Source organism: Fusobacterium sp. JB019 (assembly GCA_030673965.1).
In the GTDB taxonomy this organism is placed as follows: Bacteria; Fusobacteriota; Fusobacteriia; order Fusobacteriales; family Fusobacteriaceae; genus Fusobacterium_B.
Window position 1 is genome coordinate 1 of the sequence record JAUTCN010000001.1, and the last position, 22,569, is coordinate 22,569.

General features: G+C 25.8%; 25 protein-coding genes. 24 read left to right on the forward strand and 1 reads right to left on the reverse strand.

The window, feature by feature from the left end; all coding sequences use genetic code 11:
• The 16 genes from Q7K47_00005 to Q7K47_00080 form a co-directional block, all read left to right on the forward strand.
• Positions 1–100, forward strand: a 100-nt coding sequence (locus Q7K47_00005; protein MDP0505586.1) for a hypothetical protein, incomplete at its 5' end; no start/stop codon positions are given.
• Between the two features lie 128 nt (positions 101–228).
• A complete protein-coding gene (locus Q7K47_00010; GenBank protein MDP0505587.1) occupies positions 229–1,065 on the forward strand; it encodes a WYL domain-containing protein in 837 nt (278 codons plus the stop codon).
• Between the two features lie 108 nt (positions 1,066–1,173).
• Positions 1,174–2,256 (forward strand): polysaccharide deacetylase family protein, encoded by a 1,083-nt coding sequence (locus Q7K47_00015; GenBank protein MDP0505588.1) that lies wholly within the window; start codon positions 1,174–1,176, stop codon positions 2,254–2,256.
• 15 nt (positions 2,257–2,271) lie between these two features.
• Positions 2,272–3,036 carry a glycosyltransferase family 2 protein gene (locus Q7K47_00020; protein MDP0505589.1) on the forward strand — a complete coding sequence of 255 codons (765 nt, stop codon included), beginning with the start codon at positions 2,272–2,274 and terminating at the stop codon, positions 3,034–3,036.
• Positions 3,037–3,068: 32 nt separating this feature from the next.
• Positions 3,069–4,112: a glycosyltransferase family 9 protein gene (locus Q7K47_00025; protein ID MDP0505590.1), complete on the forward strand. Its 1,044-nt coding sequence runs from the start codon at positions 3,069–3,071 to the stop codon at positions 4,110–4,112.
• Between the two features lie 15 nt (positions 4,113–4,127).
• On the forward strand, positions 4,128–5,147 hold the full coding sequence (locus tag Q7K47_00030) for a glycosyltransferase family 9 protein (GenBank protein ID MDP0505591.1): 1,020 nt from the start codon (positions 4,128–4,130) through the stop codon (positions 5,145–5,147).
• Positions 5,140–5,820 (forward strand): lipopolysaccharide core heptose(II) kinase RfaY, encoded by a 681-nt coding sequence (locus tag Q7K47_00035; GenBank protein MDP0505592.1) that lies wholly within the window; start codon positions 5,140–5,142, stop codon positions 5,818–5,820. Before Q7K47_00030 ends, Q7K47_00035 begins: the two co-directional genes overlap by 8 nt.
• A gap of 14 nt (positions 5,821–5,834) precedes the next feature.
• Positions 5,835–6,821 carry a glycosyltransferase family 9 protein gene (locus Q7K47_00040; protein ID MDP0505593.1) on the forward strand — a complete coding sequence of 329 codons (987 nt, stop codon included), beginning with the start codon at positions 5,835–5,837 and terminating at the stop codon, positions 6,819–6,821.
• A 16-nt stretch (positions 6,822–6,837) separates the two neighbouring features.
• Positions 6,838–7,908: a recombinase RecA gene (gene recA, locus Q7K47_00045; GenBank protein MDP0505594.1), complete on the forward strand. Its 1,071-nt coding sequence runs from the start codon at positions 6,838–6,840 to the stop codon at positions 7,906–7,908.
• A complete protein-coding gene (locus Q7K47_00050) occupies positions 7,883–8,428 on the forward strand; it encodes a RecX family transcriptional regulator (GenBank protein ID MDP0505595.1) in 546 nt (181 codons plus the stop codon). The genes recA and Q7K47_00050 overlap by 26 nt, the downstream gene beginning before the upstream one ends.
• 8 nt (positions 8,429–8,436) lie before the next feature.
• Complete coding sequence (locus Q7K47_00055) at positions 8,437–9,162, forward strand: lysophospholipid acyltransferase family protein (protein ID MDP0505596.1); 726 nt, start codon at positions 8,437–8,439, stop codon at positions 9,160–9,162.
• Complete coding sequence (gene truA, locus Q7K47_00060; GenBank protein MDP0505597.1) at positions 9,162–9,899, forward strand: tRNA pseudouridine(38-40) synthase TruA; 738 nt, start codon at positions 9,162–9,164, stop codon at positions 9,897–9,899. Before Q7K47_00055 ends, truA begins: the two co-directional genes overlap by 1 nt.
• 14 nt (positions 9,900–9,913) lie before the next feature.
• Positions 9,914–10,363: a GNAT family N-acetyltransferase gene (locus tag Q7K47_00065; protein MDP0505598.1), complete on the forward strand. Its 450-nt coding sequence runs from the start codon at positions 9,914–9,916 to the stop codon at positions 10,361–10,363.
• Positions 10,364–10,433: 70 nt separating this feature from the next.
• On the forward strand, positions 10,434–10,868 hold the full coding sequence (locus Q7K47_00070) for a transcriptional repressor (GenBank protein ID MDP0505599.1): 435 nt from the start codon (positions 10,434–10,436) through the stop codon (positions 10,866–10,868).
• A gap of 105 nt (positions 10,869–10,973) precedes the next feature.
• The gene (locus Q7K47_00075) at positions 10,974–11,447 is read left to right on the forward strand and encodes a hypothetical protein (GenBank protein ID MDP0505600.1); all 474 of its coding nucleotides are present in this window, start codon (positions 10,974–10,976) and stop codon (positions 11,445–11,447) included.
• 14 nt (positions 11,448–11,461) lie between these two features.
• The gene (locus tag Q7K47_00080) at positions 11,462–11,671 is read left to right on the forward strand and encodes a hypothetical protein (protein ID MDP0505601.1); all 210 of its coding nucleotides are present in this window, start codon (positions 11,462–11,464) and stop codon (positions 11,669–11,671) included.
• Between the two features lie 357 nt (positions 11,672–12,028).
• On the opposite strand, the gene Q7K47_00085 is transcribed toward Q7K47_00080, so the two are convergent.
• Positions 12,029–12,409: a RidA family protein gene (locus Q7K47_00085; protein MDP0505602.1), complete on the reverse strand. Its 381-nt coding sequence runs from the start codon at positions 12,407–12,409 to the stop codon at positions 12,029–12,031.
• Positions 12,410–12,644: 235 nt separating this feature from the next.
• On the opposite strand from Q7K47_00085, the gene Q7K47_00090 reads away from it, so the two are divergent.
• The 8 genes from Q7K47_00090 to Q7K47_00125 all read left to right on the forward strand — a co-directional run bounded on the left by Q7K47_00090 (position 12,645) and on the right by Q7K47_00125 (position 22,563).
• Positions 12,645–13,520, forward strand: coding sequence for an RluA family pseudouridine synthase (locus Q7K47_00090; protein MDP0505603.1), 876 nt, complete (start codon positions 12,645–12,647; stop codon positions 13,518–13,520).
• A gap of 131 nt (positions 13,521–13,651) precedes the next feature.
• Complete coding sequence (gene gap, locus Q7K47_00095; protein ID MDP0505604.1) at positions 13,652–14,659, forward strand: type I glyceraldehyde-3-phosphate dehydrogenase; 1,008 nt, start codon at positions 13,652–13,654, stop codon at positions 14,657–14,659.
• Positions 14,660–14,736: 77 nt separating this feature from the next.
• Complete coding sequence (locus tag Q7K47_00100; GenBank protein ID MDP0505605.1) at positions 14,737–15,936, forward strand: phosphoglycerate kinase; 1,200 nt, start codon at positions 14,737–14,739, stop codon at positions 15,934–15,936.
• A gap of 164 nt (positions 15,937–16,100) precedes the next feature.
• A complete protein-coding gene (locus tag Q7K47_00105; GenBank protein ID MDP0505606.1) occupies positions 16,101–16,805 on the forward strand; it encodes a phosphoribosylaminoimidazolesuccinocarboxamide synthase in 705 nt (234 codons plus the stop codon).
• Positions 16,806–16,829: 24 nt separating this feature from the next.
• On the forward strand, positions 16,830–18,275 hold the full coding sequence (purF, locus tag Q7K47_00110; GenBank protein ID MDP0505607.1) for an amidophosphoribosyltransferase: 1,446 nt from the start codon (positions 16,830–16,832) through the stop codon (positions 18,273–18,275).
• The gene (purB, locus tag Q7K47_00115) at positions 18,232–19,665 is read left to right on the forward strand and encodes an adenylosuccinate lyase (protein MDP0505608.1); all 1,434 of its coding nucleotides are present in this window, start codon (positions 18,232–18,234) and stop codon (positions 19,663–19,665) included. The genes purF and purB overlap by 44 nt, the downstream gene beginning before the upstream one ends.
• A 72-nt stretch (positions 19,666–19,737) precedes the next feature.
• Positions 19,738–21,012, forward strand: a complete 1,275-nt coding sequence (locus Q7K47_00120) for an adenylosuccinate synthase (GenBank protein ID MDP0505609.1) — start codon at positions 19,738–19,740, stop codon at positions 21,010–21,012.
• Positions 21,013–21,111: 99 nt separating this feature from the next.
• Complete coding sequence (locus tag Q7K47_00125) at positions 21,112–22,563, forward strand: PLP-dependent aminotransferase family protein (protein ID MDP0505610.1); 1,452 nt, start codon at positions 21,112–21,114, stop codon at positions 22,561–22,563.
• Positions 22,564–22,569 lie beyond the last annotated feature (6 nt).

Consider the following 22,569-nt stretch of genomic DNA (forward strand, 5'->3'; position numbering starts at 1 on the left):
ATTAATCCATGCAATCGCAATGGAACAAGGATTAAGATTCGCTATCAGAGAAGGTGGAAGAACAGTTGCTTCAGGAGTTGTTTCTGAAATAATCAAATAAATTTAATATACATAGATATGTATATTGATAATAATAAAAAGGCTAGAGATTATATTCTCTAGTCTTTTTTAATTCTTTTTTATGTTATAATGAATTTATCTTAAATAATAATTTTATCAGGAGATTTTATGGAAAAGAAAATAAGAGTAACGCTTCCAATTGATATATTTGACATTATAAAAAATGATGCTGAAGATTTTAAAGTTAGTCAAAACTTTTTATACAACTATCTTTTCGAAAATTATAAAAGTTTAAAATTTAATTCTAATTATAGCAGTGCTAATAATAAAAAAATTATTCAATTTAGTTTAAATAAAAATAATTTAGAAAATTATTATAGTTTTTTATTAGATAATAATATACAAATAGAAGCAAAATTTTTTAGAAATATAATTATAGCTTACGCTGTAAAATCTAAGAAAAATAGAGAATTATTTATTTTTAAAGAATTAATAAATAGAATAAAATACGCTATCAAAAATAATAAACAAATAATTTTAACTTTTCAAGATAAATCTAAAAAAAGAATATCTCCATTTTTAGTTGCCTCTTCAGAACTAGAATTAAAAAATTATTTATTCTCTTATGATGAGTCTGAGAAAAATTTTAAAAATTTTTTAATTAGAAATATTAAAAATGTCTATATTTCTACTAAAGAAAGAACAATTAAAAATACAGATTTTATTGGCCAAGTTGTTAAAAACTTTAATCCTTTTCTTTCTATAAATAATTATATAGTTGTTCGATTTTCACAAGAAGGTCTAAAAACATTTGAAAAATTAAAAACTAATAGACCAAAAATCTTGGAAAGTAACAACTTAATTTATAAATTTGAATGTTCCTTAGAACAAGGAAAAAGATATTTTTCTTATTTTTTTAGTGATGTAGAAATTTTAGAACCTTTAGAGTTAAGAAACTGGTTTAAAAATCAATATGAAAAAGGAAAAAAACTTTATAACATTTAGATTTATTTATATTTTAGATATTTCTTTATAAAAAATGATTTATTTGATATAATTGGTATTGTAGATAATTTATTCTTATCTACAAGTATATTTAATTAGGAGAATTTTATGTTAATTTTAATAATATCAGTAATATTTTTAATTCTTTTTTTTCATAAAAAAGGAGTTCCTATTTTTCTTTATCACCAAGTTAACAACTTATCTAATGTTACCCCTGAATTGTTTGAAAAGCATCTTAAAATTTTAAAAGAAAATAAAATGAATCCTATTACTATTTCAGAATACTATAACAATAAAAATATTAAAAACTCTATGCTTATTACTCTAGATGATGGCTACATTGATAACTACTTATATGTTTTTCCTCTTTTAAAAAAATATAACATGAAAGCTACTATATTTCTTAATACTTTCTATATAAAAGAAAAACATAATTGTAAAAATATTGAAATAAAATTAAATAATATTGCAAATAACGAGGCTATTAAAAACTTTTTATCTCTGGGGAATGCTCAAAGTGATCAATATTTAAGTTGGGAACAAATAAAGGAAATGTCTAAAAGTGGTTTAGTTGATTTTCAAGCTCATTCTCACAAACATATGGCTATTTTTAAAAAAGATCAGTTAGAAGATATTTTTTTAGAAAATGAAAACGATTGTACTGATACTTTTTTATATCATAATATTAAAAAAGGTTTTCCTAAATTTCCTAAAAGAGGAGAATACTCTGGAAAAGGTATTCTTATTGAACCTGAATTTTTTAACTTGTTTGAAAATTTTTATAATAATAAATTAATTGATAAAGATAAAAAAGAATTAAAAAAACTTGGGAATGATTTTATAAATAAATATAAAAAAGATTATTTTATTTATGAAACCTCTTTAGAAGCAGAAAATCGTATTAAAGAAGATTTTTTAATTAATAAGACATTAATTGAAGAACATCTAAATAAACCGGTTCTCTTTTTCTGCTGGCCTTGGGGACATCGAGATAAAGAATCTATAACTTTATTAAAATCTCTTGGTATAAAAGGTTTTATATCAACAAAGAAAGGAACTAACTCATATTCCCCTAACTGGAATATGATAAGAAGAATCGAACTTAGAAAATTTACACCTAGTAAATTTAAGCTTAATCTTTTTATAAATAGAAACTTACTATTAGGAAAGTTATATGGATGGCTTTCTTAAACTTAGGAGGAAAATATGAGCTTATCTGTAGCTATAATTACATTTAATGAAGAAAAAATATTAACCAAAACTCTCTCCGCTATTTCATCTATTGCAGATGAAATTATTATAGTTGATAGCGGATCTACTGACAATACTAAAAATATTGCTCTTGAGTTTAATGCCAAGTTTTTTTCTGAAACTTGGAAAGGATATGGACCACAAAGAAACTCAGCAATAAAAAAATGTTCTTGCGACTGGATTTTAAATATTGATGCAGATGAAGAACTTTCAAATAATCTAATCAATAAAATTAGAAAAATTAAAAAAAATTCTTTAAAAGAAGAAGTTTTTAAAATAAATTTTACCTCTGTGTGTTTTGGCAAAAAATTAAAACACGGAGGTTGGAGTAATTCTTATAGAATAAGACTTTTTAGAAATGGAGCTGGTTTATTTAATAACAATACTGTTCACGAAGAATTCATAACTAATAAGAAAGTTTTTTCTTTAAAAGAAGATATCTATCACCACAGTTATATTTCTTTAGAAGATTATTTTAATAAATTTAATCGCTATACTACTGAAGGAGCTTTAGAGTATTATTCTCGAGGAAAAAAAGCTTCTTGTCTTCAAATTATTTTTAATCCTATATATAAATTTATAAAAATGTATGTTTTAAGATTAGGTTTTCTTGATGGCATAGAAGGATTAATGATTGCAACTTCTAGCGCAATGTACTCTATGGTTAAATATTTTAAACTAAGAGAAATTTATAAAAATAATACCTACATTAAAAAATAAATATTATTTTTAATTGAACCAAGGAGAAAATAATGAATAGTAAAAATATAAAAAAAATAATAATTTCTAGAACTGATAAAATTGGAGATTTAATTTTATCTATACCCAGTTTTTTTATGACAAAAAAAATGTTTCCTGATGCAGAATTGATTGTTTTGGTAAGAAATTATAATTATGAAATTTTAAAAAATCTACCTTATATTGATAGAATCTTAAAAATTGATGATTATCGCCAAGAAACATTATTAGAAAAAATAAAATACTTTGAAGCTGATGTATTTATAGCTTTGTATAATAATAATTTTATATCTAAATTGGCTAAAGCTAGTAAAGCTAAATATAAAATTGGCCCTATTTCTAAAATTTCTTCTTTCTTTACTTTTAATAAAGGAGTCTTCCAAAAAAGATCTAAATCTATTAAAAATGAAGCTGAATATAATCTAGATTTAATTTATAAATTAAGTCCTGAAAGATATAATGACAATTTTGAAATTAACAATGCTCTAATACTTACAGAGGAAAATTTAAGTGTTGCAAACATGTTTTATAAAAATAATAATATTGGTAACAAATCTCTTGTTGTTAATCCTTTTATGGGAGGATCTGCAAAAAATATAAGTGATTACCAATATGTTAACTTATTACAAAAAATTTATGATCTTATTCCGGATATTGATATTATTTTGACATGCCATATTTCTGAAGAAGAACGAGGTGAAAAAATTATTTCTCTTATTAATAGAAAAAATATTTTTCTATTTGCTAATGGAGGATCTATCTTAAATTTAGCAGCTGTTATTGAAAAATCTAAAGTTTTTCTTGGGGGATCTACTGGACCTACTCATATTGCAGGGGCACTGAAAAAAGATATTGTTGCTCTTTATCCTAATAAAAAAACACAACATCCTATTAGGTGGGGAACTTTTAATAATCCAAATGTAACCTATATTATTCCTGATGAAATCAATAAATCTACAAAAGAAAAATATTCTAAAAAAAATAAATTATTTTCTTCTTATAATGAAAAAATTGAATCTATTATTTTATCTTCATTAGAAGAAAAATTAAACAACTAAAAGTAGGTGAATCTGATGAGAATATTAATAATACATACAGCTTTTATAGGAGATATTGTCTTATCAACACCTCTTATAAAAAAAATTAAACAAAGTTATGAAAATTGTTCAATTACTTATGTTACAACTCCTATTGGAGCTGAAATTTTAAAAAACAATCCTAACCTAAACAATATAATTATTTATGATAAAAAAGGAAAACACAAAGGTTTAAATGGAATTTGGGATCTTGGAAAACGTTTAAGATATGAAAATTTTAATATGGTAATTACTCCTCATAGATACTTAAGAAGTTCTATTTTAGCTTGGTTATCTCGTTCTCCTATAAGAAAAGGATATGATATTGCTGCAGGAGCTTTCCTTTTTAGTGAAAAAATACACTATGACAAAAAAAAACATGAAGTTGAAAAATTACTTTCTTTTATCAACTGTGAAAAAACTAATAAAAAAAGATATGATATTGAGTTATTCCCAGGTAAAAAAGATATAGAGTTTGCTGACTCTATATGGCAAAAATATAATCTTAATGATTTTAAAGTTGTTTCTATAAATCCTGGAAGTAAATGGTTTACAAAACAATGGCCCATTGAATATTTCAATATTTTAATCAATAATTTTAAAAAATATAAGAATATTAAAGTACTTGTTTTAGGAGGCCCTGAAGAAACTAATTTATCTATTTCCTCTAAACATATTATTGATTTGAGAGGAAAGACCTCTTTACTTGAATTAGCTGAAATTCTTAAGAGATCTGATATTGTAGTAACTAATGATTCTTCTCCTATTCATATTGCATCTGCTTTTAAAAAACCTCGTATTTTTGCTATTTTTGGTCCAACAATTAAAGAATTTGGATTTTTCCCTTGGAGTCTAAATAGTGAAATTTTTGAAACAAAAAATTTAGAGTGTCGCCCTTGTGGAATTCATGGAGGAAACTCTTGCCCTGAAAAACATTTTAAATGTATGAAATCTATAACACCAGATAAAGTCTTTAATAAAATTATTAATTATTTAGGGTTTGATTTATATGATTAAAAATACAAATTATATTTATTCTGACAAAAAATCAAAAGATCTTTATCTAGAATTTAAAAATAAAAATTTTAAAATTCTTAAAACTTTAAAAAATGATAAAAGAAGTTTAGTTCAACTAATTTCAATAAATAATAAAAATTATATTTTAAAAATTCCAAAAGAAAAAAACACAAGAAAGTGGCAAAGATTTTTATCCTTATTTAGAGGAGGAGAAAGTCAACGAGAGTTTAAAAATTTAGAAAATATCAGAAAACTAGGTTTTAATTCTCCTCAGCCTTTTTTTGCTGTAGAAAATAAAAAGTTTGGAATAACTTTTCATTCTTTTTTAGTTTTAGAATATATTCATGGAAAAGAATCTTCTTTAAATGATTTAAAGTCAGTTGTTGATACTTTACATAAAATTCATTCCTCTGGTTTTTTACATGGAGACTCCCAGTTAACTAATTTTATGATTTCTAAAAATAAAGTTTTTTTAATTGATAGTAAATTTTCTAAAAATATATATGGTAAATTTGGAGCTGCTTATGAATTTATTTATCTTGAAGAAAGTTGTAATAAAAATTTAAAAAATTACTTTAATAAAAATACTATTTTTTATAAAGGAGCTAAATTTTTAAATAGTTATTTGCATTGGTGGGGAAGCTTTAGAAAAAAAATAAGAAATAAAAATTAGAAAGGAAATAAATTGTGAAAATATTGATAATAAGACTTAGTTCTATAGGTGATATTATATTAACTACGCCTATTTTAAAACAATTAAAAATTAAATACCCTAATATTACTATTGATTTTTTAGTTATGAAAAACTTTAAAGAATCTATATCGGAACTACCATATATAGATAATTTAATTGTTTTCGATAAAAATAAACATGATTCTTTGAAAAATCTAATTCATTTTGGCAAAGAACTTTCTAAAAATAATTATGATTATGTTTTTGATTTACATAATAAATTAAGATCGTTTATTATTTCTAAAAATATTAATTCTAAAGTTTTAATTTATCCAAAAAGAAAACTTTGGAAATCTATTTTAGTTAAATTAAGAATTATTAAATATCATGCTGATGATACTATTATTAAAAATTATTTTAAACCTTTTCATTTTTTGGATTTAAAGTATGACTACGAAGACTTGACATTTTCATTTTCTAAAAACGATTTAAAAAATGTTTCTAAATACAGTTCTTGTTTTGTTATGGCTCCAGGAGCTTCTAAGGAAACTAAAAAATGGACTATTGAAGGTTTTGGGATGTTAGCTAAAATGCTTTATGAAAAATATCAAATTAAAACTATTCTGATTGGTGGAAACGTTGATTCTTCTCGTTGCAAAAAAATTAATGAAATAAGTGAAAATAATTGTATTAATCTTGCTGGAAAACTTTCTTTAAAAGAAAGTGGTGCTTTACTTTCTGTTTCTAAATTACTTATAACAAACGATTCTGGTCCTTTTCATATTTCTAGAGGAGTTAAGTGTCCAACTTATGCTATTTTTGGACCTACTGATCCTGGTATGTTTGAATTTGATAAACAAAATAGATTAATCTATAGTAATATTGAGTGCTCTCCTTGTAGTTTACATGGAGATGCCAAATGTCCAAAAAAACATTTTAAATGTATGAAAAACATTACTGCAAATTTAATTTTCAAAAAAATAGAAAAAGATTTTATTTAATTAAGGAGGTTTAATGATGGCTACAAAAAAAAATAGTTCTTTAGATAAAAATAAAGCTCTTGAATCTGCAATGAAACAAATTACAAAAGATTTTGGTGAAGGTTCTATTATGAAATTAGGACAAAATGTTGCTATGAACATTGATGTTATTCCTACGGGAAGTATGAATTTAGATAATGCTCTTGGCCTTGGAGGAGTTCCTAGAGGAAGAATAGTTGAAATATATGGTGCTGAAAGTTCTGGTAAAACAACCCTTGCTTTACATATTATCGCTGAAGCTCAAAAGCTAGACGGAGTTGTTGCTTTTATAGATGCTGAACATGCTCTTGATCCTAAGTATGCTAAGGCTCTTGGAGTTGATATTGATGAATTGTTAATTTCACAACCAGACTATGGAGAACAGGCTTTAGAAATAGCTGATATGTTAGTCCGTTCTGCAGCTATTGATGTTATTGTTGTCGATTCTGTTGCTGCTCTTGTTCCTAAAGCTGAAATAGATGGTGAAATGAGTGATCAACAAATGGGATTACAAGCTAGACTAATGTCTAAGGCTCTTAGAAAATTAACAGGAACTTTAAACAAATCTAAAACTACTCTTATATTTATAAACCAAATCAGAGAAAAAATAGGCGGATTTGGATTTGGTCCTCAAACTACAACTACAGGAGGAAGAGCTTTAAAATTCTATTCTTCTGTTCGTTTAGAAATTAAAAGAATTGGATCTGTTAAACAAAGTGATGAAATTATCGGTAATGAAGTTATTGTTAAAGTAACTAAAAATAAAATAGCTCCACCTTTCAAAGAAGCTGCTTTCCAAATTATGTATGGAAAAGGAATTTCAAAAGTGGGCGAAATTTTAGATGCTGCCATCAAAGCTGATGTTGTAGCTAAATCTGGAGCATGGTTTAGTTATGGAGATATTCGTTTAGGTCAAGGAAAAGAAAATGTTAAAAATAGGCTTGAAAATGAACCTGATTTATTAAATAAAATTTATGACGATTTAAAAAAAGCTTTAAATCCTGTTGAAGAAGTTATTGATTCTGAAACTGGGGAAATTTTAGATGAAGATAATAAAAATACAAAATAGTAAACTTTATTTTGAAAACAACATTTCTTTTTCAATTCCTAAAAAAAAAATTTATCAACTTAATTTAAAAGAAGATATTTTTATAGAAAATGATTTATATTTAAAACTTTTAAAAGAATCTGCTCTTTCTTTTTCTTACTGGCTACTTGAAAAAAGAGATTACGGAACCAAGGAAATAGAAATAAAACTTTTGACAAAATACAAAGAACCTACTATAATAACAGACATAATCTCTTTATTAAATGACAGGTGTTATTTAGATGATTCACGATTTGCTAAAGGTTTTATTAACACCCATATACATTGGGGAAGAAAAAAATTAGAATACCATTTAATTATAAAAGGTATTGATAGAACTATAGTTAATAATTTACTAAATGAAAATACCTCTCATGAATTTGAAGAAATCAAAAAAAGATGGCTACAAATGAAAAATAAAGATAATTATAAAAAAATTCAAACTCTTATGAGAAAAGGCTTTGAATATCAAAATATTAAAAAAGTTATTGATGAATTATAGGAGGATTTATGTTAGGTATTATTTTTTCGTTTTTGTTTATTTTGTTTATTTTTATTTATAAAGAAATTTGTTTTTTTCCTTTTTTATTTTTAAAAAATAAGGATACTAAAATTAGAAAAGCTCGTATTTACTTAAGAGAAATGAGTGTTTCTCTTCTTAAAATTTTAAATATCAAGGTTAATATTAAATATAAAAACAACTTTAATCTTAATACTTTAGATAAGAAACAGAATATTGTTATTATTGCAAATCACCAAAGTAACTTTGATATTCCTGTTTTATTGTCTGTTTTTAAAGAGTTTGATATTGGATTTGTTGCAAAAAAAGAAATGGAAACATGGCCATTTTTTTCTAGATGGATGAAAAGAGGAAATTATATTTTCTTAAATCGTAAAAATGCTAGAGAAGGAATTAAAAGTATTAAACAAGCTGTTTCCATAGTTAATTCTGGTTATCCTACTGTTATTTTTCCTGAAGGAGAAAGAAGTACTACAGGCAAAATAACTAAATTTAAAAAAGGGAGTTTCAAACTTCCTTTAGATAGTAAAAGCATTATTATTCCTGTTACTATTAATGGAACTTTTGATATTCAAAGAAAAAATAGTCCTTTTATCAGTTTAAATAAAAAAGTATCTGTAACTATTGATGCCCCTATTAATTTAAAAAATAAAGATCTTAATTTTAAGAAAAATATACATTTAACTGTTGAAAAAATAATTAAGGAGAATTTCTAATGAGAAACATTAAAATTTCATATTCTTATGATGGTAGTTGTTTTTTTGGATTTCAAAGACAACCAAAAAAAAGAACTGTACAAGGTGAGATAGAAAAAGCATTAAATTTAATTTTAAAAGATAAGATTAATTTAATAACTTCTGGAAGAACTGATCGAGGAGTTCATGCCAGAAAACAAGTTTCTAATTTTTTAGTTAAACCTGGAATTAATATTCCTATAAAAAATTTAAAACGTGCATTAAATAATATTATCCCAAATGATATTGATATATTTGATATTGAAGAAGTTGCTCTAAATTTTCATTCTCGTTATTTAGCTAAAAAAAGAGCTTACGAATATCTAATAACTTGGGAAAAAGATGTTTTTTTAAGAAGATATAAAACTTATATCCCCAAAAAGATTGATCCTAATAAATTTTATAATATTTTAAAACCTCTTATTGGGACTCATGATTTTAATAATTTTAGACTCAAAGATGAAAATAATAAAACTAGTATAAGAGAAATTTTTAAAATTAATACATCTTTAAATGATTCCAATACTTTATCTATCTTTATAGAAGGTAATGCTTTTTTAAAAACACAGATTAGAATTATTATAGGAGTTGCTTTAGACGTCTATTTTAATAGAAAACCATCGAACTATATAGAACTTTTATTAAAGGAACCTCATATAAATAGAAAAATTGAAGTTGCTGATCCTTTCGGATTATATTTAGTTAAAATAGATTATTAAGAGGAGAAGATTTTATGATTATTAAAGAAATTTCTATTAATGAAATTAAATATATTAATGAAATTGTTGAGATGGAAAAATCAACTTTTGGTAAATTAGGGGGAGTTGATTTATGGATATTAAAACCTCTTGTAAAATTTGGAAAAGTTTTTGTTGCTCTTGAAAATGAAAAAGTTATTGGAGCCGCTGAATTTTTAATTTCTTTCGACTGTCCTCATGCTTTTTTATATGGAATTTCAATACATAATCTCTATCAAAATAAAGGAATTGCTAAATCTCTATTAGATTTTTGTGAAAACTATTTCTTTAAAAAACAAATCAAGAAAATTTCTTTAACTGTTGATCCTAAAAATACAAAAGCTATTTCACTTTATAAAAAAAAGAATTTTCATATAACTTGTTTAAAGAAAGACGAATATGATAATGGTATTCATAGGTTTATTATGGAAAAGAATTTAGTTTAAATATTTTTCTTTACTTTAATATGAATTTAATTTATAATTATAATGATTACAAATTAAAAGGGGGTCAAATATGAATTCAATAACAAACAATTCTTATGATGTTGGTTTATTTCTTAAAAATCACGGAATAAAGCCTTCTTACCAAAGATTAAAAATTTATTCTTTTTTATTTGAAAATAGAATTCATCCTACAGTTGATACTATTTATAAAAACTTGTGTCCTGAAATCCCTACATTATCAAAAACTACTGTTTATAATACTTTAAATTTATTTATACAAAAAAATATTATTCAAAAATTGGTAATAGAAGAAACTGAAACAAGATATGATGTAAATACTTCTACACATGGTCATTTTAAATGTGAAAACTGTGGTAAGGTTTGTGATGTATTTTTAGAAAATAATCTTCTACATTCTTCAAATCTTGAAAATTTTAAAGTGAACGAAACTCATCTTTACTTTAAAGGACTTTGTGAAAAGTGTATAAAATCAATAAAAAAATAAAAGATAAAATTATCTTTTATTTTTTTATTTATACATATATACATATTAGTCTAATATTCTTTTACTTAAATTTATTATATTAACTTGTCTTATTGGAGGGACTTTATGAAAGATTACATTATTGTTTTTTCTTTTTTTGGAATATTTATCTTATTAACTATATTTTTTTCTAACCTAAATACCAAAGTTAGACATCTTAAAAAAAGAAATAAAAAAATAGACGAATTAAAACAAAATGGTTATACAATTTCAAAAAGGTGGGATTGTAATTATATTACTGTAGGTATTGATGATTTAAAAAAAATTCTTTTTATTATTGTTTTAGATAAAAAATTAAGTTTTTTTAAAATAAATATTAATGATATTATTAAAAAAGAAATACATTCTTTTGGTTTTATTAAAGGTTTTATAACTTCCATTTATATTGATATTTTTACAAATAAAAATTTAACTTATACTGTTAGAACTTTATGTATTACTCGTGGTTTTGGAGTTAGAAATAAAAATAAAGCTGTTCTTTTTTCAAAAAAATATGCTAAAGAAATATGTAACCATATTGAAAAATTACAAATTAAATAAAAAGGAGGATTTTTATGAATTATTTAGTTAATCCTCCTGATTTTATAAATAAAAATTTAATTCTTCAGGTTAATTTACTGGGCATTAAAATTATATATAACAATGAAATCTTAAAATTAAAATGGGGCAAAGTAAAGATTTCAGACAATAATAATAATCGAAGTTTAAAATTAAAAGATTTTATCTTAACTTCTCCAAAATTATTCATAGATAATGAAATTTAAAAAAATATTATTCCTGAGTTTTCTCCTCTCACATTTCTTTTCTTATTTCCATCTCTTGTCCTTTTCCTATACGGATCTATTGGAATTGCTTTTGGTACCTTAAATATGTTTTATATTAGAAATTTATTTCTTATTACAAATAATAAATTCAAGAATTTTTTAATATCTTCTCTAATTTGTATTTCTAATTTTTTTCTAACTTTTTTATTTTTAATTATCTTAAATAAAATAATTAATTTCTAATTTTATATCTCTTAAAACCAGATTAATAGTCTAATAAAAAATAGAGTAGAAATATAAATTCCTACTCTAAAAATCTTTAACTTTTAAAATCTACATTAATAATCTGTAGTTTTTTTATTTAACTGCTATTAATTCTATTTCAACTTTAACATCTTTTGGTAATCTAGCAACTTCTACACATGCTCTTGCTGGTTTTACTTCTCCTAAATATTCTGCGTAAACTTCGTTTATAGCTCCAAAATCATTCATATCTTTAATAAAACAAGAAGCTTTTACAACATCTTTAAAAGAATAACCTGCTTCGTCTAATATTGCTTTTAAATTTTCTAAAGATTGTCTTGTTTGATCTTTAACATCCTCAGATACTAATGTCATAGTTTCTGGAACAAATGGTATTTGCCCTGAAATATAAAGAGTTCCATTTACCTCTACTGCTTGTGAATAAGGTCCTAATGCTGCTGGAGCTTTTGGTGTGTTAATAATTCTTTTTGCCATAATTTCCTCCTTAAAATATACTCTATTTTATTTTATTACTTATACCTATATTAAATAGGTTAACATATCTATATAAAAAAATAAAGATTAATTTTTAATCAAACAGTTTCCTTAAATCCTTTATGTTCTTTTTGTAAAAAACAAGATTTTTTCTGAACAAAGTTATAATTTTTTTCCTAAACATTTTTTTTTAATTACATGGTATAATATTATAAAAAATAAAAAGGAAATTATAATGAAAAAATTTATTATTGATAAAAAATATAACGATTCAACTGTTGGTTATTTCTTAAAAGAAGTTATAGGATATTCTACTCGAAACTTAAGAAACTCTGATATTTATTTAAATGGAAAAAAAGTAAAACTTAAAAAAAAGATTAAAACTAAGGATAAATTAATTGTTGCTGAATTAAAGAAAGGAACCAATATTCAACCTATTAAAATGGAATTAGATATTATTCATGAAGATAATGATTTATTAATTTTGAATAAACCTCCTCATTTAATTGTTCATCCTACTCAAAAAAAAGTTGATAAAACATTAGCTAATGGAATTGTAAATTATTTTATTGAATCTAGTGGGCTATCTTTTGTTCCTAGATTTTTCAATAGATTAGATATGGATACAACCGGTATTATAGTTGTAACTAAAAATGCTTTCTCTCAAGCTTTTTTACAAAATAAAAATAAAATCAAAGTTGAAAAATATTATCTTGCAATTGTAAGTGGGATTATTGAAAAAGATGAATTTATTATTGAAAGACCCATTGGTAGAATTGAAGACAATATCAAAAGACAAGAACTTTCTGTTAAAAATGGAGGACAAACTGCTAAAACTAAAGTTACTGTAATAAAAAGATTTAAAGAAAAAAATGTTTCCTTACTTAAAATACAACTTTTTACTGGAAGGACTCACCAAATAAGAGTTCATTTATCTCTTGAAGGCTTCCCTATCATTGGAGATTCCTTATATGGTCCTGAAGAACAGCCTGTAAATCGTCAATTTCTTCATGCTTTTCAATTAGTTATTAATAATTTAGATTCTAATAAAAAACAAACATTTTTTGCCAAGTTACCTAAAGATATGAAAGATTTTCTAAATATCAATTAATAACCAAAAAAATGGTCAATTTTAATCTGTATGAAAATTGACAAAAAAACTAGAGATGCTATAATATCAATATAATTAAGTTTAAATTTTAACATAATATAAATTTATATAATTTTTAAGGAGGATTTTAAATGGCAGTTAAAGTAGCAATTAACGGATTTGGAAGAATAGGTAGATTAGCATTAAGATTAATGACTAAAAACCCTGAATTTGAGGTTGTAGCAATTAATGACTTAACAGATGCTAAAATGTTAGCACACTTATTTAAATATGATTCATCTCAAGGAAGATTTGATGGAACTATAGAGGTTAAAGAAGATGCATTTGTTGTTAATGGAAACGAAATTAAAGTTTTCGCTCAAGCAAATCCTGCAGATTTACCATGGGGAGACTTAGGAGTAGACGTTGTTTTAGAATGTACTGGATTCTTTGCTAGTAAAGATAAATCTGAAGCTCATATCAAAGCAGGAGCTAAAAAAGTTGTTATCTCTGCACCAGCTGGAAATGATTTACCAACAGTTGTTTACAATGTAAATGATGATATCTTAACTGGTGATGAAAATGTTATTTCTGGAGCTTCTTGTACTACAAACTGTTTAGCACCTATGGCTAAAGTTTTAAATGATAACTTTGGAATTGTTGAAGGATTAATGACAACTATTCATGCTTATACAAATGACCAAAATACATTAGATGGACCACATAGAAAAGGAGATTTAAGAAGAGCAAGAGCTGCTGCTGCAAGTATTATTCCTGCATCAACTGGAGCTGCTAAAGCTATATCTTTAGTTATTCCTGATTTAGCTGGTAAATTAGACGGAGCTGCTCAAAGAGTTCCTGTAGTTACTGGATCTTTAACTGAACTTACTACAGTTCTTGAAAAAGAAGTTACTGCTGAAGAAATTAACGCTGCAATGAAAGCTGCTGCTAATGAATCTTTTGGATATAACGAAGAGCCTATCGTATCAGTTGATATAATTGGAATGAACTTTGGTTCTCTATTCGATGCAACTCAAACAAAAGTTATAACTGTTGGTGGAAAGCAGTTAGTTAAAACTGTTGCTTGGTATGACAATGAAATGTCTTATACTTCTCAATTAGTTAGAACTCTTAAAAAAGTTGTAGAATTATCTAAATAATAATAATTTATTTATAAACGAATAGCGGGACCTTAATCGGTTCCGCTATTTGAACTTAAAAATATATGGAGGTTTAAATGGCAAAGCAAATAGTTACTGATTTAAATTTAAAAGATAAAAAAGTACTTATTAGAGTCGATTTCAATGTTCCTATGAAAGATGGAAAAATAACAAATGACAATAGAATTGTTGCGGCTCTTCCTACTATAAAATATATTCTTGAAAACGGAGGAAAAGTTATTGCTTTTTCCCACTTAGGAAAAGTTAAAACTGAAGAAGATTTAGTTAGCAAATCTATTAAACCTGCTTCTGAAAGACTTTCTGAACTTTTAGAAAAGGAAGTTAAATTTGTTCCTACTACTAGAGGTCTTGAATTAGAAAAAGCTATTGAGGAATTAAAATCTGGTGAGATTTTAATGTTTGAAAACACTAGATTTGAAGATTTAGATGGTAAAAAAGAATCTAAAAATAATCCTGAACTTGGGAAATACTGGGCTTCTTTAGGAGACTTATTTGTTAATGATGCTTTTGGTACAGCTCACAGAGCACATGCGTCTAATATTGGAATCGCTGCTAATATTGGAGAAGGAAAGTCAGCTGCTGGTTTTCTTATGGAAAAAGAAATTAAATTTATTGGAGGAGCTGTAGATAATCCCGCTACACCTTTAGTTGCTATTTTAGGAGGAGCTAAGGTTTCTGACAAAATTGGAGTTATTGAAAATCTTTTAACTAAAGCAGATAAAATTTTAGTTGGTGGAGCTATGATGTTCACTTTCTTGAGAGCTTTAGGAAAAAACACTGGAAAATCTATGGTTGAAGAAGATAAAATAGAGTTAGCTAAATCTTTATTAGAAAAAGCTAATGGTAAATTAATTCTTCCAATAGATACTGTAGTTTCTAAAGAATTTAGTAATGACGCTGCTCATTCAACTGTATCTATTGATAATATTCCTGAAGATGAAATGGGGTTAGATATTGGAGCTGCCACTATAGAATTATTCTCTAAAGAAATTTCTGATGCAAAAACTGTCGTATGGAATGGTCCTATGGGTGTTTTTGAAATGCCTAATTATGCAAAAGGAACTATCGGAGTTTGTGAAGCTATTGCTAATTTAGAAAATTCTACTACTATAATTGGTGGGGGAGATTCTGCTGCTGCTGCTATGCAACTTGGTTATGCTAGCCAATTCACGCATATTTCAACTGGTGGGGGAGCTTCTTTAGAATATTTAGAAGGTAAACAGCTTCCTGGTATTACTTCTATTTCTGAAAAGTAAATTATTTAAAACTCTTTAATTAATTAAAGAGTTTTTTTTATTTCCCAATTTTGTATTGTATTTTATACTTTTTTAGTGTAAAATACATCGTAAAAACTTTTTTTTTAGATTTGTTGGTGTAACATTTTTATAGTTTGTATTCAAATAATTTAGGAGGATATAAAATGCAAAAACTTGACATGGTGTATGAAGGAAAAGCAAAAAAAGTATTTAAAACTGATATTGAAAATCAATTTATAGTTGATTACAAAGATGATGCTACTGCATTTAATGGTTTAAAAAAAGGTAGTATTCTTAACAAAGGTATTGTTAATAATAAAATGACAAATATTATCTTTAAGTATCTTGCTGATAAAGGTATAGAAAACCATCTTGTAAAAGAACTTAGTGACAGAGAAACTCTTGTAAAAAAAGTTGAAATAATTCCACTTGAAGTAATTATTAGAAACGTTGCTGCTGGAAGTTTTTCGAAAAAATTTGGAATTAAAGAAGGAACTCCTTTACTTAATCCAATTGTTGAATTCTCATATAAAAATGATGAACTTGGAGATCCTATGATTAACAATATGCAAATACTTGCTATTGGAATTGCTAAAAAAGAAGAGCTTGATTTTATATCTGAACAAGCTTTAAAAATAAACGAATTAATGAAAGATTTTTATAGTAAAAGAAATATTAACCTTATCGACTTCAAAATTGAATTTGGCCGTTTTGAAAATAGAGTTATTCTAGCTGATGAAATGTCTCCAGATACTTGTAGACTTTGGGATTCTGAAACTAATGAAAAATTAGATAAAGATCGTTTCCGTAGAGATTTAGGAAATGTTGTTGAAGCTTACGAAGAAATTTTTAAAAGAATTTCTAAATAGTATAATTTTAGGAGGCTAATACATATGCATGAAGATAGATTAAAAGAAGAATGTGGCGTTTTTGGAATTTTTAATAACGATTCTACTGATTCAGGAAGAATTGCTTACTATGGTCTTTTTTCTCTTCAACATAGAGGACAAGAAAGCTGTGGTATTGCCGTAATGGATAATCAATTAGTTAAACAATATAAAGATATGGGATTAGTTCCTGATGTCTTTAATGATGAAATTTTAGATAAGTTAACTGGAAAGATTGCTATTGGACACGTTAGATATTCTACTGCTGGGGGAAGTATTCGTCAAAATGCTCAACCTCTTGTTTCTAAATATTTAAAAGGTGCCTTAGGAATAAGTCATAACGGAAATCTAACTAATGCATATAAATTGAGAGCTAAATTTGAAAGTGAAGGTTTCATCTTTCAAACCTCTATCGATTCAGAAGTTATCGCAAATATAATTGCTAGACAAAGAGTTATTAATCCTTCCATCGAAAATGCTGTTAGTAAAATGATGGAAGTTGTTGAAGGATCTTATTCTTTAGTTGTAATGAGTCCTAAAAAATTAATTGGTTGTAGAGATCCTCATGGATTTAGACCTTTAGTTCTTGGAAAATTAAATAATTCTTATGTTTTATCATCAGAGACTTGTTCTCTTGATGCTGTTGGAGCTAAATTTATAAGAGATATTGAACCAGGAGAGATTGTGGTTATTGATGAGAATGGAATTACTTCTATTAAAACTCATTGTAATAAATTTAAATCTTCTATATGTATTTTTGAATATATATATTTTGCTAGACCTGATACATATATTAATGGAATCAGTGTCTATGAAGCTAGAAAAAATATAGGTAGAGAATTAGCTAAAGAACATCCTATTGAGGGAGATATTGTTATTGGAGTTCCTGATAGCGGAATAGCTGCTGCAATTGGATACGCTGAAGAAAGTAATATTCCTTATGGAATTGGACTTGTTAAAAATAAATATGTAGGTAGAACTTTTATTAGTCCTACACAAACAAAAAGAGAAAATGGTGTTAAAGTTAAATTAAATGTTTTAAAAGAAAGTGTTAAAGATAAGAAGGTAATTATTGTTGATGATTCTATTGTTAGAGGAACAACTATCAAGAGATTAGTTAAATTACTTAGAGAAGCAGGAGCAAAAGAAATTCATATGAGAATTAGTTCTCCTCCTTTCTTATGGCCATGTTATTATGGAACTGATATTCCTTCAAAGAAAGATTTAATTGCTTGTAAACACTCTGTAGATGAAATTGCAAAAATATCTAACTTAGACAGTCTTGGATATTTATCATTAAATAAATTAAATATTATTACAAATTCTAACTGTAATTTCTGTGATGCTTGTTTCTCTGGAAACTACCCTGCAGAAATTCCAGATTATTTACCTGAGGAGGCCGAAAATAATGAAGTCGAAATACATAAATCCTTTAAATTCACGTTATGCTAGTAAAGAAATGAGTTATATTTTTTCTCAAGATAATAAATTTAAAACTTGGCGTAAATTGTGGATTGCTTTAGCCGAAACTGAAAAAGAACTAGGACTAAATATAACTGAAGAACAAATAAATGAAATGAAAAAATATCAAGATGATATAAACTATGAAATTGCTGAAGCAAGAGAAAAAATAGTTAGACATGATGTTATGAGTCATGTTTTTGCTTTTGGATCTCAAGCGAAATCAGCTATGCCTATTATTCATCTTGGAGCAACAAGTTGCTATGTTGGGGATAATACTGATATAATTATTATGACTCAAGGATTAAGACTTATCAAAAAACAACTTATTAATGTTATTAATGAACTTTCTAAGTTTTGTTTAGAATATAAAGATCTTCCAACTTTAGGATTTACTCATTTTCAACCAGCTCAAACAACAACTGTTGGTAAAAGGGCAACTCTTTGGTTACAAGATCTTTTAATGGATTTAGAAGATTTAGATTATCAACTATCTAAAGCAAAATTACTTGGATCAAAAGGAACTACTGGAACTCAAGCTAGTTTTTTAGAATTATTTGATGGTAATCATGAAAAAGTAAAAAAAATAGATCCTATTATTGCTAAAAAAATGGGATTTGATTCTTATTTTGCTGTCTCTGGACAAACTTATCCTAGAAAATTAGATAGTCAAATTCTTAATATTCTAAGTAGTATTGCTCAATCATCTTTTAAATTTAGTAATGATATTAGACTACTTCAACATTTAAAAGAAATTGAAGAACCTTTTGAAAAATCTCAAATCGGTTCTTCTGCTATGGCTTACAAAAGAAACCCTATGAGAAGTGAACGTATTGGTTCTCTTGCTCGTTATGTCATTGCAGATGCTATCAATCCAGCTATTACTGCTTCAACTCAATGGTTTGAAAGAACTCTAGATGATTCTGCAAATAAAAGAATTAGTGTTCCTGAAGCTTTTTTATGTGTTGATGCTATTTTAACTTTATATAGAAATATAGTTGATGGTCTTGTAGTTTATCCTAAAGTTATTGAAAAACACTTAAATGCTGAGCTTCCATTCATGGCTACTGAAAATATAATGATGGATGCTGTTAAAGCTGGAGGAAATAGACAAGAATTACATGAAAAAATAAGAATTCATTCAATGGCAGCTGGACGTGTTGTTAAGTCTGAAGGAAAACCTAATGATTTATTAGAAAGAATTGCTAATGATAAATCTTTTGGTCTAACTTTTGAAGAATTATCTTCTATTATGGATGCTAAAAATTTTGTTGGAAGATCTCCTGAACAAACAGAAGAATTTATCAATGAAATTATAAAACCTATTCTTGAAAAAAATATTGATTTAATAGATAATAATGCTAACGAAGTTAGAGTTTAATTTAATAATTATATATAAATTTAATATTTATATATTATCATAAAAAACAAATATTTTAGGAGGATTTTAATTATGGTAAAAGCTATTGTAGGTGCATGTTGGGGAGACGAAGGAAAAGGGAAAATAACTGATATTCTTGCTACTAGTGCAGATATTGTTATTCGTTTTCAAGGAGGAAGTAACGCTGGTCATACAATTATAAATGATTATGGTAAGTTCGCTCTTCATCAAATGCCTAGTGGTGTTTTTAACAAAAATACAGTAAATATTATTGGGACTGGAGTTGCCTTTAATGTTCCTTATTTTGTAAAAGAAATGAATTATTTAAAAGAAAATGGTGTTCCAACTCCAAAAATTTTAATTTCTGATAGGGTTCAACTTCTTATGCCTTATCATATTTTATTAGATTCTTATGAAGAAGCTCGTCTTGCAGACAAACAATTCGGATCAACTAAATCTGGAATTGCTCCTTTCTATTCTGATAAATATGCTAAAATAGGAATTCAAATTTCTCATTTATTTGATGAAGAAGTTTTAAGAGATAGAATCAATAATGCTTGTGAAATTAAAAATGTTTTAATCAAACATTTATATAACAAACCTCTTCTTAATGCTGAAGAAATATTCAATGAAGTAATCCAATATAGAGATTTAGTTGCTCCTTATGTTGTAAATACTACTGAATATCTTCACAAAGCTGTTAAAGAAGGAAAAGAAATTTTACTTGAGGGTCAATTAGGAGCTTTAAAAGATCCTGATCATGGAATTTTCCCTATGACTACTTCATCTTCTACTTTAGCAGGATTTGGAGCAATCGGTGCTTGTTTACCACCTCACTCAATTAAAAAAGTTTATACAGTAGCAAAAGCTTACTCTTCAGCTGTAGGAGAAGGGGCATTTGTTAGTGAAATATTTGGAGATGAAGCTCAAGAGCTTCGTGTTCGTGGAGGAGACGCTGGAGAATTTGGAGCGACTACGGGAAGACCTAGAAGAATGGGATGGTTTGATTGTGTTGCTACTCGTTACGGATGTATATTACAAGGTACAACTGATGTAGCTTTTACTGCTATTGATGTACTTAGCTATCTTGATGAAATCCCTGTATGTATTGGTTATGAAATTAATGGAGAAGTTACTAGAGAATTCCCTGTAACATCTCTTTTAGAAAAAGCTAAACCTGTATATAAAGTTTTACCAGGATGGAAAACTGATATAAGAGGAATTAATAATTATGATGAATTACCTGATAATGCTAAAAATTATGTTGAATTCATAGAAAAAGAATTAGGATTCCCTGTAACAATTGTTTCTAATGGTCCTAAGAGACATGAAATTATGTATAGATAATAAAATATTTATAATTGAAAACTTACACTAATTAGTGTAAGTTTTTTTTATCTATATGGTATAATTATAAGTGTGTTTGCTATTATTTAGGGAGGACTTATGACAAAATTAGAGTTTCAATTTGATAAACAGTCTCATGAAAAATATTATATTCAACTATACAAAATATTTACTAATAAAATTTCATCTGGAGTTTTGAAAGCTGGCTCTAAAATGCCTTCTATCAGAAAAACAGCTTTAAATTTAAAAATTAATATCAATACTGTTCTCCAAGCCTATAACCTACTTGAACAAAATGGTTATATTGAAAAAATCCATGGAAAAGGATCTTATGTTAAAAAAATTTCTGATTTTTCTTTGGATCAAAAAGTAAAACCTCTACTTGATAGTTTTAAGCACGGCCAAATTATTAAAAATAAAATAATTAATTTTTCTAATGGAACTCCTCCTTCAGAATATTTTCCTGCTGCTATTTATCAAGATCTTTCAAATAGAATAATTAATACTTATCATGGAGATATATTTTCATACCAAGACGTACAAGGAGTTTTAAGTTTAAGAAAAGTTTTAGCTGATGATTTAGAAAAAGATGATATTTTTGTAAATCCAGAAGAAATTATTATCACTTCTGGAACTCAACAATCATTAGATATAATTCTAAAACTATTTAAAAATTCATCTAACCTAACTGTTGGTCTTTCTGCTCCTACATATCCAAATGCATTAAATATTTTTTCAAACTCTTGTAATATTAAATCAATTGATTTAAAAAATGATGGATGGAACATGGAAGAATTTGAAGAAATATTAAAACGAGAAAAAATAAAATTAGTTTATGAAGTTATTAATTTTCAAAATCCAACTGGTATTAAATGGAGCGACTCTAAAAAACAAAAACTATTAAAATTAGCTAAAAAATATGATTTCTATATAATTGAAGATGATAGTTTTTCAGAATTTTATTATACTGATAATCGTCCTTTTCCTCTAAAAAGTTTTGATCAAGTTGATCACGAAAGAGTTATATATATAAAAACATATTCTAAAAGTATTATGCCTGGTCTTGGATTAGCTTTGGTTATTCCTCCAAAAAAATTGATTGAAAAATCTATTTTCATAAAATATGGATTAGACACTAATACTTCTGGTTTAAATCAAAAAATACTAGAACTTTTTATTAAAGAACAATATTTAGAAGAACATTTAACTTTTCTTAGACAAGAATTTAAAGAAAAATATTTATATATGATTAAACTCTTATCTGAAGTTCCTTATATCACTGTTTTAAATATTCCTGAAGGAGGTTTTTTTATCTGGATATTACTTTCTCAACATATTAAAGGGGAACTTTTTTATGAAAAATGTAAAGAATCTAATCTTTCAATTCTTCCGGGAAATGTTTTTTATAATGATAAACTAAGCACTTATAAAATTCGTTTAACTTTTGTATCTGCTAATTTAAAAGAAATAAAAGAAGGAATTGAAACAATTAAAAATATTCTTTTAACTTGTGCTCCACCTAAAAACAACAAATCTAAAATTATACTATAAAAGGAG